At 55.0% G+C, this 15,314-nt stretch carries 15 protein-coding genes; 9 read left to right on the forward strand and 6 right to left on the reverse strand.

What is annotated here, in order from left to right; all coding sequences use genetic code 11:
* The first annotated feature begins 386 nt into the window (after positions 1-386).
* The gene (locus D4100_RS12335) at positions 387-1,487 is read left to right on the forward strand and encodes a porin (RefSeq protein WP_418346469.1); all 1,101 of its coding nucleotides are present in this window, start codon (positions 387-389) and stop codon (positions 1,485-1,487) included.
* 56 nt (positions 1,488-1,543) lie between these two features.
* On the opposite strand, the gene mltB is transcribed toward D4100_RS12335, so the two are convergent.
* Positions 1,544-2,632, reverse strand: a complete 1,089-nt coding sequence (gene mltB, locus D4100_RS12340; protein WP_065506424.1) for a lytic murein transglycosylase B — start codon at positions 2,630-2,632, stop codon at positions 1,544-1,546.
* 298 nt (positions 2,633-2,930) lie between these two features.
* Here mltB and D4100_RS12345 point away from each other — a divergent pair, with 298 nt between their 5' ends.
* From D4100_RS12345 to ypdK, 3 genes are all read left to right on the forward strand, one after another.
* Positions 2,931-3,380, forward strand: a complete 450-nt coding sequence (locus tag D4100_RS12345) for a DUF805 domain-containing protein (RefSeq protein WP_065506425.1) — start codon at positions 2,931-2,933, stop codon at positions 3,378-3,380.
* A 75-nt stretch (positions 3,381-3,455) separates the two neighbouring features.
* A complete protein-coding gene (locus D4100_RS12350) occupies positions 3,456-3,896 on the forward strand; it encodes a type II toxin-antitoxin system HicB family antitoxin (protein ID WP_065506426.1) in 441 nt (146 codons plus the stop codon).
* 558 nt (positions 3,897-4,454) lie between these two features.
* Complete coding sequence (gene ypdK / locus D4100_RS25845) at positions 4,455-4,529, forward strand: membrane protein YpdK (protein ID WP_086012885.1); 75 nt, start codon at positions 4,455-4,457, stop codon at positions 4,527-4,529.
* A gap of 66 nt (positions 4,530-4,595) precedes the next feature.
* Here the strand turns inward: ypdK and D4100_RS12360 are convergent, their stop codons facing one another.
* The 3 genes from D4100_RS12360 to D4100_RS12370 all read right to left on the reverse strand — a co-directional run bounded on the left by D4100_RS12360 (position 4,596) and on the right by D4100_RS12370 (position 7,122).
* Positions 4,596-5,120: a cytochrome b gene (locus D4100_RS12360; RefSeq protein ID WP_119804464.1), complete on the reverse strand. Its 525-nt coding sequence runs from the start codon at positions 5,118-5,120 to the stop codon at positions 4,596-4,598.
* A gap of 109 nt (positions 5,121-5,229) precedes the next feature.
* Positions 5,230-6,465: an alanine transaminase gene (gene alaC, locus D4100_RS12365; RefSeq protein WP_065506429.1), complete on the reverse strand. Its 1,236-nt coding sequence runs from the start codon at positions 6,463-6,465 to the stop codon at positions 5,230-5,232.
* A gap of 117 nt (positions 6,466-6,582) precedes the next feature.
* A complete protein-coding gene (locus D4100_RS12370; RefSeq protein WP_065506430.1) occupies positions 6,583-7,122 on the reverse strand; it encodes a GNAT family N-acetyltransferase in 540 nt (179 codons plus the stop codon).
* A gap of 171 nt (positions 7,123-7,293) precedes the next feature.
* Between D4100_RS12370 and D4100_RS12375 the strand changes: the two genes are divergently transcribed.
* From D4100_RS12375 to D4100_RS12385, 3 genes are all read left to right on the forward strand, one after another.
* A complete protein-coding gene (locus D4100_RS12375) occupies positions 7,294-8,538 on the forward strand; it encodes a DUF1479 domain-containing protein (RefSeq protein ID WP_065506431.1) in 1,245 nt (414 codons plus the stop codon).
* A 110-nt stretch (positions 8,539-8,648) separates the two neighbouring features.
* The gene (locus tag D4100_RS12380) at positions 8,649-10,340 is read left to right on the forward strand and encodes a sensor histidine kinase (protein WP_119804509.1); all 1,692 of its coding nucleotides are present in this window, start codon (positions 8,649-8,651) and stop codon (positions 10,338-10,340) included.
* Positions 10,337-11,071: a LytR/AlgR family response regulator transcription factor gene (locus D4100_RS12385; RefSeq protein ID WP_119804465.1), complete on the forward strand. Its 735-nt coding sequence runs from the start codon at positions 10,337-10,339 to the stop codon at positions 11,069-11,071. Before D4100_RS12380 ends, D4100_RS12385 begins: the two co-directional genes overlap by 4 nt.
* A gap of 10 nt (positions 11,072-11,081) precedes the next feature.
* On the opposite strand, the gene D4100_RS12390 is transcribed toward D4100_RS12385, so the two are convergent.
* A complete protein-coding gene (locus D4100_RS12390; RefSeq protein ID WP_119804466.1) occupies positions 11,082-11,417 on the reverse strand; it encodes a DUF2502 domain-containing protein in 336 nt (111 codons plus the stop codon).
* Positions 11,418-11,815: 398 nt separating this feature from the next.
* On the opposite strand from D4100_RS12390, the gene D4100_RS12395 reads away from it, so the two are divergent.
* Positions 11,816-13,042 (forward strand): L-lactate MFS transporter, encoded by a 1,227-nt coding sequence (locus D4100_RS12395; protein ID WP_119804467.1) that lies wholly within the window; start codon positions 11,816-11,818, stop codon positions 13,040-13,042.
* Positions 13,043-13,444: 402 nt separating this feature from the next.
* Positions 13,445-13,813 carry a hypothetical protein gene (locus D4100_RS25595; RefSeq protein ID WP_147417751.1) on the forward strand — a complete coding sequence of 123 codons (369 nt, stop codon included), beginning with the start codon at positions 13,445-13,447 and terminating at the stop codon, positions 13,811-13,813.
* Positions 13,814-14,224: 411 nt separating this feature from the next.
* Here D4100_RS25595 and glk read toward each other — a convergent pair whose 3' ends face one another.
* Positions 14,225-15,190 (reverse strand): glucokinase, encoded by a 966-nt coding sequence (gene glk / locus D4100_RS12400; RefSeq protein ID WP_119804510.1) that lies wholly within the window; start codon positions 15,188-15,190, stop codon positions 14,225-14,227.
* Positions 15,191-15,314 lie beyond the last annotated feature (124 nt).

The raw sequence follows: 15,314 nt of genomic DNA on the forward strand, positions 1-15,314 counted from the left end.
CATGTCGATTAAATTACACGGCATCTGCCATTCACTGACAAGTGAAAAATATAAGGCTATGCATTAGCTGAGTTCATCCAAGTATTGTCGTCATGGCTCAGCCACTACGTTGAACATGACCTCGTGTCAGGCCCCGCCGCTCTCTTCCCTGCCAACGATTAATATCCAATCAAATAATTAGCAAGAAAAGTAACTTTTTGTGACGCACATCGTGTTACATATGCGCTTCGCTTCAACCACGCCAAAAAACAATGAAAACGCTCAGAAAAAATCTGAGCAAATCACTGATGCCGGTGCATAGGTGATGTTGGCAATCAATAACAGGGATAAAACACATGACTTTCACATTGCGCACATTGACTCAGGCGGTCGCTTTGGGGCTGGTGATGGGCACCGCCTCTTTCGCTGCTCAGGCTGAGATCACTCTGCTGAAGCAGGATCCTCAGGCGGGCGATCCGCTGAGCCGCCTCAACTTTACCGTCGGCGGCAGCATCCGCCCGCAGTTCAACAACATGACCGGCGATGGCGATAAAGGCTCCTATAAACGCAACGGCTTCGACGGCGGTACCCGTTTCCGCTTTGCCGCGGACTACTATCTGTTCGACGACATCAGTTGGATCAGCTACTACGAGCTGGGGGTGAATATCCCTGCCCTGTTCGACTGGGATCACCACTATGCCGACGGCGCCAATAACACCAGCCGCCGCATGCTGTACACCGGGCTGAAAAGCAAAACCTGGGGTCAACTGACCTTTGGCCAGCAAAACAGCGTGTATTACGACGTGGTGGGCGCCAAAACCGATATCTGGGATTACGACATGCTGGCCCAGGCGCCGGGCAACGGCATCAACGGCGACTACGACGGCTCTTACCGCTCGCGCAAAATGCTGAAGTACAAAAACACCTTTGGCGATGCGGACCTTTACGCCTCTTACCTGTTCAGCGATAACGACTATCTGCCGGGCAATGGCCTGCGCTACAAGCGCAAAGGCGGCGGCTCGCTGGGCGTGGATTACCACCTGACGCCGGATCTGACCTGGGGCACCGCGTGGAACTATACCCGCGCCGAAATGCGTAACCCGTCCACCAGCGGCTCGAAAGACTACGATCAGAACATTGTGGGCACCGCGCTGAGCTGGAAGCCGGACAGCTGGACCCTGACCTTTGGCGGCGGCTGGTACAACAACTTCCTGACCACCAAAAAAGCCGACGTTGACAACTACTTCGCCGGCGACGCCTGGGGTATCGAGTATCTGGCCGGTTACACCGTGCCGGTGGGCCAGTATGCGGTGAAATCCGTGATGCCTTACTTTATGGGCGATCGTCTGGAGTACGTGAGCGGCCGCAACTATCAGCGTATCGATAACGGCCTGGGCGTTACGGTGCAGTTTGATTACGGTTTCCGCGTCGATGTGGAACACGTGCTGACTTCAAGCACCGATAACCTCGGTGATATGACGCTGGTGCGCCTGCGTTACGATTTCTGATCGGTATAGACGTAAAAAAGGCCGTTTTCACGGCCTTTTTCATTGTCATCAGCACATCAGAACCCGCCGCGCGCCGAACGGCCCACCGCTTCGCCCAATTGCCACACCGCCATGGCGTAATGGGTGCTGTGGTTGTAACGGGTAATGGCGTAGAAGTTCGGCAACCCGTACCAGTACTGGTAGCTGGTGCCCATATCCAGCCGCAGCAGGCTGGCTTCCTGCTCATTGCCGAGCGAGCCTTGCGGGGTCAGCCCGGCCGCCGCGAGGGTGGCAATCGGGTAGCGGGTTTTAAAGCCGTTATCCAGCCCCGGCGCCTGGCCGCTGGCCGGTACCGCCACGGCCTCGCCACTGATCCAGCCATGTTCTTTAAAGTAGTTGGCGACGCTGCCGATCGCATCCACCGGATCCCACAGGTTGATGTGGCCGTCACCGTTGAAATCAACCGCGTAGCTCTTGAACGAAGAAGGCATAAACTGGCCGTAACCCATGGCGCCGGCAAAGGAGCCGCGCAGCTCCAGCGGGTCATCCCCTTCGGAGCGCGACATCAACAGGAAGGTTTCCAGCTCGCCGGCAAAGTAATCGGCGCGGCGCGGATAGTCGAAGGCCAGCGTGGACAAGGCATCGATAATGCGGGTTTTACCCATCACGCGGCCCCAGCGGGTTTCAACGCCGATAATACCGACAATGATCTCCGGCGGCACGCCGTATACCTGCTGGGCGCGCTGCAGGGCTTCCTGATATTGGTTCCAGAACTGCACGCCGTTTTGCACGTTATCCGGCGTAATGAACTTGTTGCGATAACGCAACCAGGAACCGTTCGGCACGGACGGCGCCTGAGTGGTGGGGGTCGGTGCCTGGCGATCCATCAACCGCAGCACCGAATCCAGCCGTTTTGCCTGGGCCAGCACGTCATGCAATTGCTGACGATCGAATCCGTGTTCCTGCACCATTTTATCGATAAAACGGGCAGTGTTTGGATTGAAGGCAAAATCACCGCCCAACGGCTGGCCGCTATGTGCCGGCGTCAGCAGGAAACCGCCTTTTACGGCGTTATTAGCCTGAGGAGCTGCTGGGGTAGGCTTCGGCCCGCTGCTACAGGCTGTAAGTAAGGTAAGCAGAGGGAGAAGAGCAACTAAATGACGCATCGGATATCCATATAAGCCAGGCCAGTGATAAGTGAGCGTTATGTTAATCCATTGTCCGGTGCGAACAAACTGGATTATGCCGCTCATCTCAGTACCGGGAGCTAAAACCTTTAAAATTGTGATAAATCGCACAGAAAACCAAAACCACTTAGGGTAAGCAAACCAATCTGGCAGGATCCTAAACCGGAATTAAATGAAAATGGGTTAGCCTGTTGCCCCACCGCCAGATGCCACTAGAATAGCTTCCCCCGTTGGCTGAAGATACGGCCGGCGATGATTGATACAACGGAATGTTATTTTGGACTCCCTCGGACAGATCGCTAAAAACGTCTTTAAACGTCGCATTCAGCGCAAAGCCTATGTTTTCTCGCTGATTATTTTCGCCGGCAGCCTGACGTTGCTGTCATTCCTGTCGCCCTATCTGGATAAAAACCTGTTCCGCGCCTATGCGCAGAGTGACATCGCCGCGTTTTTTTCGGTGTTTGTCTACCTGTTGTGCATCATGCTGTGGTCACTGTGTTGGATCGGCCTGACGCTGTGGTTTGTCGCCCGCACCGCATTCCGGCTCAATGACGTCGGCACGCCCGGCTGGCCATTGGCGTTGGCGCTGTATGCGCTCAGCGTGGTGAATAACTACCACCCCGGCCCGGTTGAACGCTGGCTGATCGCCATCAGCCTGCTTGGCGTCCTGTGCGCGCTGGCGTTGCCATCGAAAGACCGAGCGGGCAAGCCCGAGCTGGCCGGCTAGCGAAACCCGGTACTGGCTATCTGCAGGCCAAGCGGTCACAATGCCGCATACTCCACGCACCGCACAGGTAACATCATGTCTTGCCACTACCCCGCCCATTACGCCTTTGATAACGAAAGCGACGCCTGGCAGATTCATTTTCGCGATTTTCCTGAACAGCAGGCCGCCTGCTATAAACGTGAAGATATCGAGCTGGAAGCGCAGGAAAGCCTGCTGATCGCCATCGCCACGGAAATGGAAGAAGGCCGCCCGGTGCCACCGCCCTCCCGCGCCCTGCCGGAAGACCTGGAAATCCACGTGCCGGTGCTGGTCAAACTCAAACTCGAGTTGCATAACATCATGCTGGCCGGCGCCACGTCCAAAGCCGATTTGGCGCGCAAACTGGGCTTCAACGGCGGCCAAATGGATCGCTTGCTGGACGTTGCCTATGCCTCAAAAGTGGAAGCGCTGGAACAGGCTCTTTACCTGCTGGGATATGAGGTGCAGGTCTCGGTAGCAGAAATTCGGCAACAGTAAGAAAAATATTATTGCCGGGGACTAAACCTTCTCTCTTTTTTGCCGATGTGTTCGTTACCGAATCACCAAGAGCAAAAAGTGAAGGCTAAAAATGGAGTGGAGTCGCCGTAATATCTGGACCGTTATTCTGCTGTCGTGCCTTGTCTTCTGGGCGATCCTGCTGACGGGCGCAAACGCCGTCGTCTGATCCCTTTTCATAACATCACAGCAAACATAATCATAAAGCCCGCACCAGCGGGCTATTGCGTTTTTCCCCGCTAAAAGCGTAAATAAAAATCGTTTAAAAACAGTCAGGGCTGAGTAAAAAAGCGTCAAAAAGTGTGATCAAAAACACAGTATTGTAATCAGGCTGGCATTGGGAGTACATTAGCGCCGATCCTGTCGTGGTTCATGCTTTACCTCACGGACGTTGAAGCACGACAACCGGGTAATCCGTGGTCAAGGACGTTGTTCTTCCTGATTGAAGAACCCGCCAATAAACCGCAGGTTATCCACAAAATACTCAGCACAACAATCGGGATCATTGGCTTGCGAGGGACTCCAGACGGGAGTTGTTCAATGAAATATTTTGTTATGGGCGTTTCGTTCATGCTGGTAGCGTGGATTGGCACCTTTATGCTGATGGTTGCATAACTTCAGCATGACCGGGAACATAGATAAAGGGGCGCAGAAGCGCCCCTTTGTTGTTTCTGAAGGGAGTTATTTACCCGGCATCATGCGGCGCAAGGTGTCATCCTTGCGCAAATAATGGTGATACAGCGCCGCCAGCGCGTGACCGCCGATGATAAAGTAGCCGGTATTGGCGAGCGTTTCATGCGTGCTCTTGATAATGCGGCGCAGCGCCGGGTCCGGCGTGACAAACTGCGGCACCTGCCAGCCCAGCAACACCCACTCTTTTCCCCCGTAGGCCAGCGTCAATACTCCCAGCACCGGCAACGCCAGAAACATTACATAGAGCAGCACGTGGAAAATCCTGGCGCCCCACGCCTGCCATTCTTCCAGCGGCGGCGTGGTGGCCGGTGTGGCATGACGATGACGCAGCCCCAGCCGGATAAACATCAGCAAAAATACCGCCAGGCCAAAGTTAAAATGCAAAGTTTTCACCAGTGACGCCGTATCCTCCGGCACCGAATCCTTCAGCAGCATGGCCGCATAGGTCAGGATCACCATCAGCAGCGTCAGCCAGTGCAAAATAATTTGCGATATCGCGTAGCGGTTGCCCATACACTCTTCCTGATTAATTAAAAAAGATTAATCGAGCATACTGGGGAAATGATGAAGAAAACCTTAGCGTTGCGAAAAAAACCGGCGCGAATGCGCCGGCCTGAGGCGATTATTTTGCGGCGGGGGCGGTGCTCTTGGCGGGTTTGATCAACCCGTCGGCACGGAACATGGCTTTGATACCGCGCACTGCCTGGCGGATGCGATCCTGATTTTCTATCAGTGCGAAACGCACGTGGGTGTCGCCGTAGTCGCCAAAACCAATGCCCGGCGATACGCAGACCTTGGCTTCCGCCAACAGGAGTTTGGCGAACTCCAGCGAGCCGAGATGCGCATAAGGCTCCGGTATTTTGGCCCATACGTACATCGCCGCTTTCGGGTTATCGACCATCCAGCCTGCTTCATGCAGCCCTTTCACCAACACATTGCGGCGTTGACGATACTGCTCTGCGATATCCCGCACGCACTGCTGGTCGCCTTCCAGCGCGGCGATGGCCGCCACCTGCAACGGGGTGAAGGTACCGTAATCGTGGTAGCTCTTGATGCGCGCCAGCGCGCTGACCAGCTCAGGGTTGCCGACCATAAAACCGATGCGCCAACCCGCCATGTTGTAGCTTTTCGACAGGGTGAAAAACTCCACCGCAATGTCCTTGGCGCCCGGCACCTGCATAATCGACGGCGCTTTCCAGCCGTCATACACGATGTCGGCATAGGCCAGATCGTGGATCACCAGCACGTTGTACTGCTTGGCCAGCGCCACCACCCGTTCGAAGAAATCCAGCTCAACGCATTGGGCGGTCGGGTTGGAAGGGAAGCCGAGGATCATCATTTTCGGACGCGGGATGGTTTCGCGAATGGCGCGCTCCAGCTCACCAAAGAAATCCACGCCGTCCACCAGCGGCACTGAACGCACCTGCGCGCCGGCAATTACCGCACCGTAAATATGGATCGGGTAACTTGGGTTAGGCACCAATACGGTGTCGCCGTGATCGAGCGTCGCCAGCATCAGGTGCGCCAGCCCTTCTTTCGACCCTATGGTGACAATGGCTTCGCTTTCGGGATCGATCTCCACCTGGTAGCGATCGGCATACCAGCGTGAAATGGCGCGGCGCAAACGCGGGATGCCGCGCGAGGTAGAGTAGCCGTGGGTATCGTCACGCTGCGCAACGGCACAGAGTTTTTCCACAATGTGCGGCGGCGTCGGGCCGTCCGGGTTACCCATGCTGAAATCGATAATATCTTCGCCGCGACGGCGAGCGGCCATCTTCAGTTCGGCGGTGATGTTGAATACGTAAGGGGGAAGACGTTCAATACGCGTAAAACGGCGTTGTGGACTGTTATCAGCCATAGATACCTCGAAGAGACGTTAGCGCCCGGACCGTCCGAGCGACGCTGACCAGCCTTGTGGTCGGATATCGAACATATCGCAGCGGCGGCGGGATTGTCGATACCCGCCGCAATATTTTTATTTCCCCGCCTGAAACTCCGCCGCCAACAGCCCGAACATCCAGTCGGCGTGCCACTGCCCGCCCAGGCGGAAATTATCGCGCAATGTGCCCTCCAGTTGAAAACCGCACGACTCCAGCAACCGGCGCGAAGCGATATTGCCTGCGGTGACGGTGGCCGTCAGCTTGTGGAAGCCGCAGGCGTTGAAGCCAAAATCCAGCACCGCCCGCAGCGACTCCTTGCCGTAACCCTTGCCATGCCCGGACGGCAAAATGCCGTACCCCACCTCCGCCTGTCGGCAAGGCAGCCACATCGGGAGAAAACCTGTGATGCCCACCGCCTCACCTCCGGCCTTTTCACGCATCACCAGGCACAGCCATTGCTCCCCATGCTTATCCCAGGCCGGCAGCCGTGTCTCAAAGCGCGCGCGTATTTCCGCTTCGGTCAAGGGATCGGCGATATAGCGAATCACTTCAGGGTCCTGATACAGACGTAAAAACAGCGGCCAATCGTCGGCGGTTATCGACTGCAGGGTCAAACGCTCAGTGATCAATTTCATTGCGCCAATCTCCGAAAAACGAAAACAGGGAACTTACGAATGAAAGTTATCCCTTTATTTTCCTCTATTGAATCCAGATAATCGTTAACGTCAAAACAACAAAACCATAACGTCTTACTCAGTCCTCTACAACCGTCCATCGTTGCCTACAGGCAGCGTGAGGAGAACACCATGGCTTCATTACTCATTGACGACATCCCCACCGCCATCAAAACCGTAAAACAGCAGTTACGTCAGGCCCTGCCCAACTACCGCGAGGTATTTCTGGCGCTGGAAGACAACATTCGCCGACAGGTCGAACAAATCCGCCGGGAGTTGGCCGCCGGCCAAAACCCGGTGCCGCAAATCGATGCGGAGGATATTTTGCAGCAGCGGGTCAGCGAACAGCAAAAGGCCTTGATCAAACAGCGCGGTGCCTGTGCCATTCGCGGCGTGTTCCCCCGCAGCAGGGCCGAAGCCTGGAACCGGGACATCGGTAACTATCTCGACCACAACAACTTCGTCGAACGCCTGAAAAATGCCGCCGAAGACAACTATTTCGGCAAACTGGCCGCCGGAAAACCGCAAATTTACGGCATTTACTGGTCAAAACCGCAGGTGGAAGCCCGTCAGGACGCCCGCATGCACGCCGTGCAGGTGTTTCTCAACAGCCTGTGGGAAACCGAGAGTAACGGCAAACAGCATTTTGACCCGACCCGGGTCGCCACCTATGCCGATCGCACCCGTCGTCGCCCGCCGAACTCGTCTTCGCTGGGCCTGTCGCCGCACGTGGACAGCGGCACCATTGAACGCTGGCTGGATGAAAATTTCCGCTATGTCTACCGCCATGTGTTCTCCGGTGACTGGCAAGCATACGATCCTTTCGCCGCCGATGGCCGCACCGAAGTGCGCGAAATCGCATCGCCGGCAGTCTGCTCCATGTTCCGTACCTTCCAGGGTTGGACGGCGCTGACGCCGCAACGCACCAACGCCGGCACGCTGAATCTGGTGCCGATAGCCAACGCCATGGCCTACGTTCTGTTGCGCGCATTGCAAGATGACGTCGCCGAAGACGATTTGTGCGATGCCGCCCCAGGGCGCGCGCTGTCAATCTCGGAAAAATGGCATCCCCTTTTACTCAGTGGGATTTCCCCTATTCCCGATTTAGAACCGGGCGACACGGTGTTCTGGCACTGCGATGTGATTCACGCGGTGGAAAATGAGCATAACGGCGAGTTCGACAGCAACGTGATGTACATCGCCGCCGCGCCGGGCTGCGAGAAAAACGATGCCTATCTGCAACGCCAACTGCCCAGTTTTATCGCCGGCAAAACGCCGCCGGATTTCGCGCCCGACGATTTCGAAGTGGATTTCAACGGCCGCGCCACTGCCGATCTGCTGACACCACTCGGCAAGCAACAACTCGGCATTAAATAACCCCGAGTCCCGTGGTACGCCGCCCGGCCGCCACGGGACCACTGCGCTGTGGTATACTCCCGCGCATCTGTCCGCCGCAGCGAGAGCCCGTCGTGCACCCTTTTTTTGAAATGCTGTTAGCGGTGTTTGATCGCGCCGCACTGATGTTAATCTGCCTGTTTTTCCTCACCCGTACCCGGTTGTTCCGCCAACTGCTGCAAAAAGAGGACCACACGCCGCTCGAGCTGGGCATGGTCACGGCGATCTTCTCGCTGTTCGCGCTGTTCAGCACCTATTCCGGTATCAACGTCGAAGGTTCGCTGGTCAACGTGCGGGTCATTGCCATTATGGCCGGCGGCATTCTGTTCGGCCCCTGGGTGGGTATCATCACCGGCATCATCGCCGGGGCGCATCGCTACCTGATTGATATCGATGGCATCACCTCCGTTCCCTGCCTGATCACCAGCATCATTGCCGGCATCTGCGCCGGTTATATCAATCTTAAAGTGAAGAAAGAGCAACGCTGGCGCGCCGGCATCCTCGGCGGCATGCTGTGCGAGTCCCTGACCATGCTGTTGATCGTGCTGTGGGCCAAGCCGACCGCGTTGGGGCTGGATATCGTCTCCAAGATTGCACTGCCGATGATCCTCGGCACGGTGTGTATCGGCCTGATTGTGCTGCTGGTGCAAAGCGTAGAAGACGAAAAAGAAGTGATCGCCGCCCGGCAAGCCAAGCTCGCGCTGGATATTGCCCGTAAAACCCTGCCCTACTTTCGCAATATCAACAGCGAAACCCTGGCGACCATCTGCGACATCATCCGCCAGGACATCAAGGCCGACGCGGTGGCGATCACCGATACTCACAGGGTGATGGCCTATGTGGGCGTGGGGGAAGAGGCTTATCCGATTGGCCGCGAAGGTTTGAGCCGCGTGACCCGCGAAAGCATCCGCCACGGCAAGATCATCATCAAAAACAATCTGGAAAACCCGGCCACGCCGCAAATTCACTCGCAGTTGGTGATCCCGCTGTGGGAAAAAGGCGAAGTGAGCGGCGCGCTGAAAATTTACTACTGCCACGCCCATCAGATCACCAATACGCTAAAGGTCATGGCGGTGGGCCTGTCGCAGATTATCTCCACCCAAATGGAGGTCTCGCGCATTGAGCACCTGCGCCAGATGGCGGACAAAGCGGAAATGCGCGCGCTGCAAAGCAAGATCAATCCGCACTTCCTGTTCAATGCCCTGAACGCCATTTCTTCGTCGATCCGCATCAATCCGGACACCGCGCGCCAACTGATTATCAACCTGTCACGCTACCTGCGCTATAACCTGGAGCTGAACGACGAACTGATCGATATCCGCAAGGAACTGCACCAAATCCAGGATTATATCGCCATCGAACAGGCACGATTTGGGGCCAAACTGACGGTAATTTACGACATCGACGACGATATCTCGGTGCGTATTCCCAGCCTGTTGATCCAACAGCTGGTGGAGAATGCCATCGTACACGGCATTCAGCCGTGCAAAGGCAAAGGCGTGGTAGTGATTGCGGTGAAGGATCAGGGCGCTCGGGTCAAGATTTCGGTAAAAGACACCGGTAACGGCATCAATCAGGAGGTCATCGACCGGGTGGCGCGCAACGAAATGCCGGGCCACAATATCGGTCTGTTGAACGTGCACCATCGGGTGTCGTTGCTGTATGGCGAAGGGTTGCGTATCCGTCGGCTGGAGCCGGGCACCGAAATTGCCTTTTACATCAGCAAAAACGGCGGCAAACTGCAGATGGAAAGCAGCGTACTGCCGGCCGGGGAGCCATCATGAAAGCCATTATCGTTGAAGACGAGTTCCTCGCCCAGGAGGAGCTCAGTTATCTGATCAAAAAGCACAGCAACATCGTTATCGAAGCCACCTTCGAAGACGGGCTGGACGTGCTGAAATACCTGCAGAATCATCAGGTCGACGCCATTTTTCTCGATATCAACATTCCGTCCCTGGATGGCGTGCTGCTGGCACAAAACATCAGCAAGTTTGCGCACCGGCCTTCGATTATCTTCATCACCGCTTATAAAGAACATGCGGTGGAAGCATTTGAAATCGAAGCCTTTGACTACATCCTCAAGCCCTATCACGAAGCGCGCATCGTCACCATGTTGCAAAAACTGGAGGCACTGCATAACCGGCCCGCTAACGCCACGGAACAAGCCAGCGCGCCAAACCGCAGCAGCCACAGCATTAACCTGATCAAAGACGAGCGGATTATCGTCACCGATATCAACGACATCTACTATGCCGCCGCTGATGAAAAAGTGACGCGGGTCTATACCCGCCGCGAAGAGTTTGTGATGTCGATGAACCTCACCGAGTTTTACGGCCGCCTGCCGGAGGAGCATTTCTTCCGCTGCCACCGGTCTTACTGCGTCAATCTGTCGAAAATCCGCGAGATCGTGCCCTGGTTCAACAACACCTATATTCTGCGGCTGAGCGACCTGGAGTTTGAAGTGCCGGTCAGCCGCAGCAAGGTTAAAGAGTTCCGCAAATTAATGCGGTTATGACCGGGCCGTATTACCAGCGCGGCCCGGGGCCGTAGTAATACCCCGGCGGTGGCGGTGGCGGCATGCGACGATAATGCGGGCGATCGCGCCATTCGCGCCGTGGTGCTTCGTAATAAATCACTCGTGGCGGCGGACCGTAATAATAACCGCGTGGCCGCTCATAGACGCGGTGTTCAGACCACCAGCGCGGATCGCGCCAGCGGCCGCCGTCCCAATAATGGCCGCGATCATCGCGGTCACCAATGTGCAATGAAATACCCGGCACGTTCACGCCAATGGATACGTCTGCCTGGCTTACCAACGGCATCGACAGCAGAGCGGCCAGCAACAACAGTATTTTTTTCATCTCATGACTCCTGCAGAGCGGAACCCGTCCGTTCACCGCCAACATAGGCTCACCGCTATCGCCGCTCTATAGGAATAATGCTCATTTACCCATTCCAGACGTTTCCTTCACAATTTGAGCACAATCCTGGACATCGGACTGACGAAAAATCGTGGCTATCTTTGATGTAGATCACGTGGCGCCAGCGGCATTTCATCCCCTTTTAACCGCTAAAACGGCAACTCATGCGCCACCAGATGCATTTCATTCCTTCCCCCGTGCAACTCATTCCCGATCCGCCGCCAGGTGGTATTACCAGCCTTATAATATGCCCATACCGCGGGGCCGCAGAGGTTCTCCGCAAATTTCCGCCAACGGCTGACCGCCCGGCAACGCACATACAGAGAAGGAGACCGGCCATGAACACCAAACCGGCAAATCGCAGCTTAATCGTTCTGGGCACCATCATCTGCCAGATGGGGCTCGGCACTATCTATACCTGGAGCCTGTTCAACCAACCGCTGGTCGACAAATTCCATTGGGGTCTGGGTGACGTCGCCACTACCTTCTCCATCACCAGTTTCTTTCTGGCCTTCGCCACGCTGTTTGCCGGTAAACTGCAGGAACGCTTCGGCATCCGCAACCTGACGCTGTGCTCGGGTATTCTGGTCGGTCTGGGCCTGATCGCCAGCGCCCATGTCAGCTCATTGGATATGATCTATCTGTTGGCCGGCGTAGTGGTTGGGTTCGCGGTGGGTATCGCCTACATCTCCACCCTGTCCAACCTGATCAAGTGGTTCCCGGCCAATAAAGGGCTGATCTCCGGCATCTCGGTGGGCGCATTCGGCAGCGGCAGCCTGCTGTTCAAATACGTTAACGCCGCGCTGATTGCCGATGTCGGCGTGTCCGCCGCCTTCTTCTACTGGGGTGCGATTGTGATGGCGCTGATTGTGCTGGGTTCGCTGCTGTTGAAAGAGCCGGTGCTGACCCGCCAGTCTGCGCAGCAAAAGGCCGGCACTTTGGGTAACGACTTCAGCGTGCGCCAGATGCTGGCGACCAAAGAAGCCTACCTGCTGTTCATCATTTTCTTCGCCGCCTGCATGAGTGGCCTGTATCTGATTGGCATCGTGAAGGACATGGGCGTACAACTGGCCGGGATGGATTTGGCCACCGCCGCCAACACCGTTTCCGCCGTAGCGATTTTCAACACCGCAGGCCGCATCATTCTGGGTACGCTGTCGGATAAAGTGGGCCGCATGCGCGTCATCAGTTTCACCATGCTGGTTACCGTGCTGGCGATTGTAGCGCTGAGCTTCCTCACCCTGAACCATACGCTGTTCTTTATCTGCGTCGGCGCGGTCGCCTTCTGCTTCGGTGGCAACATCACCGTGTTCCCGGCGATTGTCGGCGACTTCTTCGGCCTGAAAAACCACAGCAAAAATTACGGCATCATCTATCAGGGCTTCGGTCTGGGCGCACTGGCCGGTTCGTTCGTCGCCAAATACTTCGGCGGTTTCCATGCCACATTCATGGTCATTGGCGTGCTCTCCATCGCTTCCCTGCTGATCACCCTGTTCATCAAGGCGCCAAAAGCGGTCGAACGGGAAGAAGACAGCCGCGAGCCGGCAGACTTGGTCAAAGCCTGATTTTTAAATAGCAAAAGGGGCGCAACCCAATGGGTTGCGCCCCTTTTTTTGTCTTTTCCACTGCCATAAAGTAACCGCATTACCTTGAGAAACAACGCAAATAGCGGATCCTAATACCACTACACTTTTGCCAGACGATGCTCTACCGGGCAGCGGGTTCAAGATTTTCATAAAATGACGTACCTTATACTCAGCAATGGCCATAATGAACGGCACTAATAAAGCGCTAATAACCAAAGACGCCGGAAGTGATCTACTATTCCGCACAGCTATCTAGGTCAAATCCCTGGTTTCTGCTTCAACCCGACGTAGATGCATTTAGTCGAAAGATAAAAATTGACACTTCGAAATAATAATGATTATTATTTCACAAAGCAAACAATAATCACTTATGGGAAGAAAATGAAAAAGGAATTTTTCTTGCTGATGCTGCCCTGCGCCATATTTTCATCAGCAGCAGAAACAATACAAAATGAATATGAGTCTCCGAAATCTATTCTTAAAATTGATGACTTCCTGCCGGATAAAAAGTACTGGTCATTTAATAGCGGAATTAACATATTAAATAGCGGAAGAGAAGGCGGACATCCCGGATTCTATATCAATCAAATTGGGCCTGCGCAATATATAGTGGACAGAACATCATTTGCTTACAAAAGTGAAACCAATGGAGTTTCCGGATATCTGTCAGCCATGGGGGCCAGTCAGGCAGCCTTCGGGGGAAGTGGAAGCGGATCTTGTAATTCCTGTCATACGGTCAATCATAGATGAATATAATATCATTTCTACTGGTAATTATTTTTTATGTATTTATTTATCGAAAATCACTCAACCGAGACAAAAAACCAATAATTATAGCTACGGCCTTTTGCTGGCTGATTTATGGTTACATTTACAACTTCACGAACAACGCATTTTATATGCCAAGTGCCAGTATTCTATTAGGGGGGCTACTACTCGCTTATAGAGTATTAAGAAAAAAAACATTCCCTGACAAATGGGTGGAAATGTTTTTTCTATTACCGTTAATCTCATTATCCCAAGCGCTGGTAACATGGGTAAGTGATTCATAATCCATAAGGGAGGGAAACCTCCCTGAAAAAGGAATCAACAGAATGAATATAACTAGCATTCTGTTAGTTACCGGCAAAACAGCGGCATGCCACTTTGCCGGCGTTATGATTACAAATGCATACCCAATGTCTGGCGCAGGTGGGCACCGGCGCCCAACAGGCCCGGTTGCGCATGGGTGATCATAAAGACCGGGATCTCATGCACGTAATCCTTGAAACGCCCTTTATCTTCAAAGGCGGCGCGGAAACCGGATGCCTTGAAGAACTCCATAAAGCGCGGCACTATGCCGCCGGCGATGTAAACGCCGCCGAAAGTACCGAGATTCAACGCCAGGTTGCCGCCAAAGCGCCCTAAAATAACGCAGAACAGCGACAAGGCACGGCGGCAGTCAATGCAGCTGTCGGCCAGCGCACGCTCGGTGATGTCCTTTGGCTCGAGCTTTTCCGGCAGGCGTTGATCGGACTTGACGATAGCGCGGTAGAGATTGACCAACCCCGGGCCGGACAACACACGCTCGGCAGACACATGCCCCACTTCTGCCCGCAGTACCTCCAGAATGCTATCTTCCTCTTCGCTGTTCGGCGCAAAATCAACGTGGCCGCCCTCACCCGGCAAGCTCACCCAGCGGCGGTTAACGTGCACCAGATGTGCCACCCCCAGGCCGGTGCCGGCACCGTACACCGCAATCGGCTTGTCTTTCTGCGCGCTGCCGCCGCCGAACTGCAACACATCGTCTTGCGACAACATCGGGATCGCCATCGATACGGCGGTAAAGTCGTTGATCACTTCCAGATGGCTGAGCCCCAGGTTGGCCCGCATCTCTTTGATCGAGAACGCCCAGGTGTGGTTGGTCATCGCCACCCAGTCTTCGGTGACCGGGCAGGCAATCGCGATGCAGGCGTCCTGCACCTGGATATCCTGCTCTTGCAGATATTGGCGGATCACCGCCTCCAGGCTGTCAAACTCCAGGCCGGAATAGGTTTTTGCCTGGGTAATTTCACCCGTCGCCACAGTGCACAACGCCAGGCGGGCATTCGTCCCGCCAACATCACCTACGAGGGCATAGGTCATCAGTATCTTCTCCGCAAAATGAATAATAGAAAGCTGCCCACACTGTAAAATCCCGCCGCAAAAACAACAATCACCATCCTTCGCGCTGCCATCCATTAGCGATCCAGATCACAAAAAACGTTTCAGC

This window comes from Serratia inhibens, assembly GCF_003591175.1.
Classification (GTDB): Bacteria; Pseudomonadota; Gammaproteobacteria; order Enterobacterales; family Enterobacteriaceae; genus Serratia; species Serratia inhibens.

What these genes read in the sequence shown, in the direction of transcription:
- D4100_RS12335 (WP_418346469.1), top strand. Translation starts at nt 387, where the DNA reads ATGGGCACCGCCTCTTTCGCTGCTCAGGCTGAGATCACTCTGCTGAAG.
- mltB (WP_065506424.1), bottom strand. Translation starts at nt 2,632, where the DNA reads ATGCGTCATTTAGTTGCTCTTCTCCCTCTGCTTACCTTACTTACAGCC.
- D4100_RS12350 (WP_065506426.1), top strand. Translation starts at nt 3,456, where the DNA reads ATGTCTTGCCACTACCCCGCCCATTACGCCTTTGATAACGAAAGCGAC.
- D4100_RS12360 (WP_119804464.1), bottom strand. Translation starts at nt 5,120, where the DNA reads ATGGGCAACCGCTACGCGATATCGCAAATTATTTTGCACTGGCTGACG.
- alaC (WP_065506429.1), bottom strand. Translation starts at nt 6,465, where the DNA reads ATGGCTGATAACAGTCCACAACGCCGTTTTACGCGTATTGAACGTCTT.
- D4100_RS12370 (WP_065506430.1), bottom strand. Translation starts at nt 7,122, where the DNA reads ATGAAATTGATCACTGAGCGTTTGACCCTGCAGTCGATAACCGCCGAC.
- D4100_RS12375 (WP_065506431.1), top strand. Translation starts at nt 7,294, where the DNA reads ATGGCTTCATTACTCATTGACGACATCCCCACCGCCATCAAAACCGTA.
- D4100_RS12380 (WP_119804509.1), top strand. Translation starts at nt 8,649, where the DNA reads ATGCTGTTAGCGGTGTTTGATCGCGCCGCACTGATGTTAATCTGCCTG.
- D4100_RS12385 (WP_119804465.1), top strand. Translation starts at nt 10,337, where the DNA reads ATGAAAGCCATTATCGTTGAAGACGAGTTCCTCGCCCAGGAGGAGCTC.
- D4100_RS12390 (WP_119804466.1), bottom strand. Translation starts at nt 11,417, where the DNA reads ATGAAAAAAATACTGTTGTTGCTGGCCGCTCTGCTGTCGATGCCGTTG.
- D4100_RS12395 (WP_119804467.1), top strand. Translation starts at nt 11,816, where the DNA reads ATGAACACCAAACCGGCAAATCGCAGCTTAATCGTTCTGGGCACCATC.
- D4100_RS25595 (WP_147417751.1), top strand. Translation starts at nt 13,445, where the DNA reads ATGAAAAAGGAATTTTTCTTGCTGATGCTGCCCTGCGCCATATTTTCA.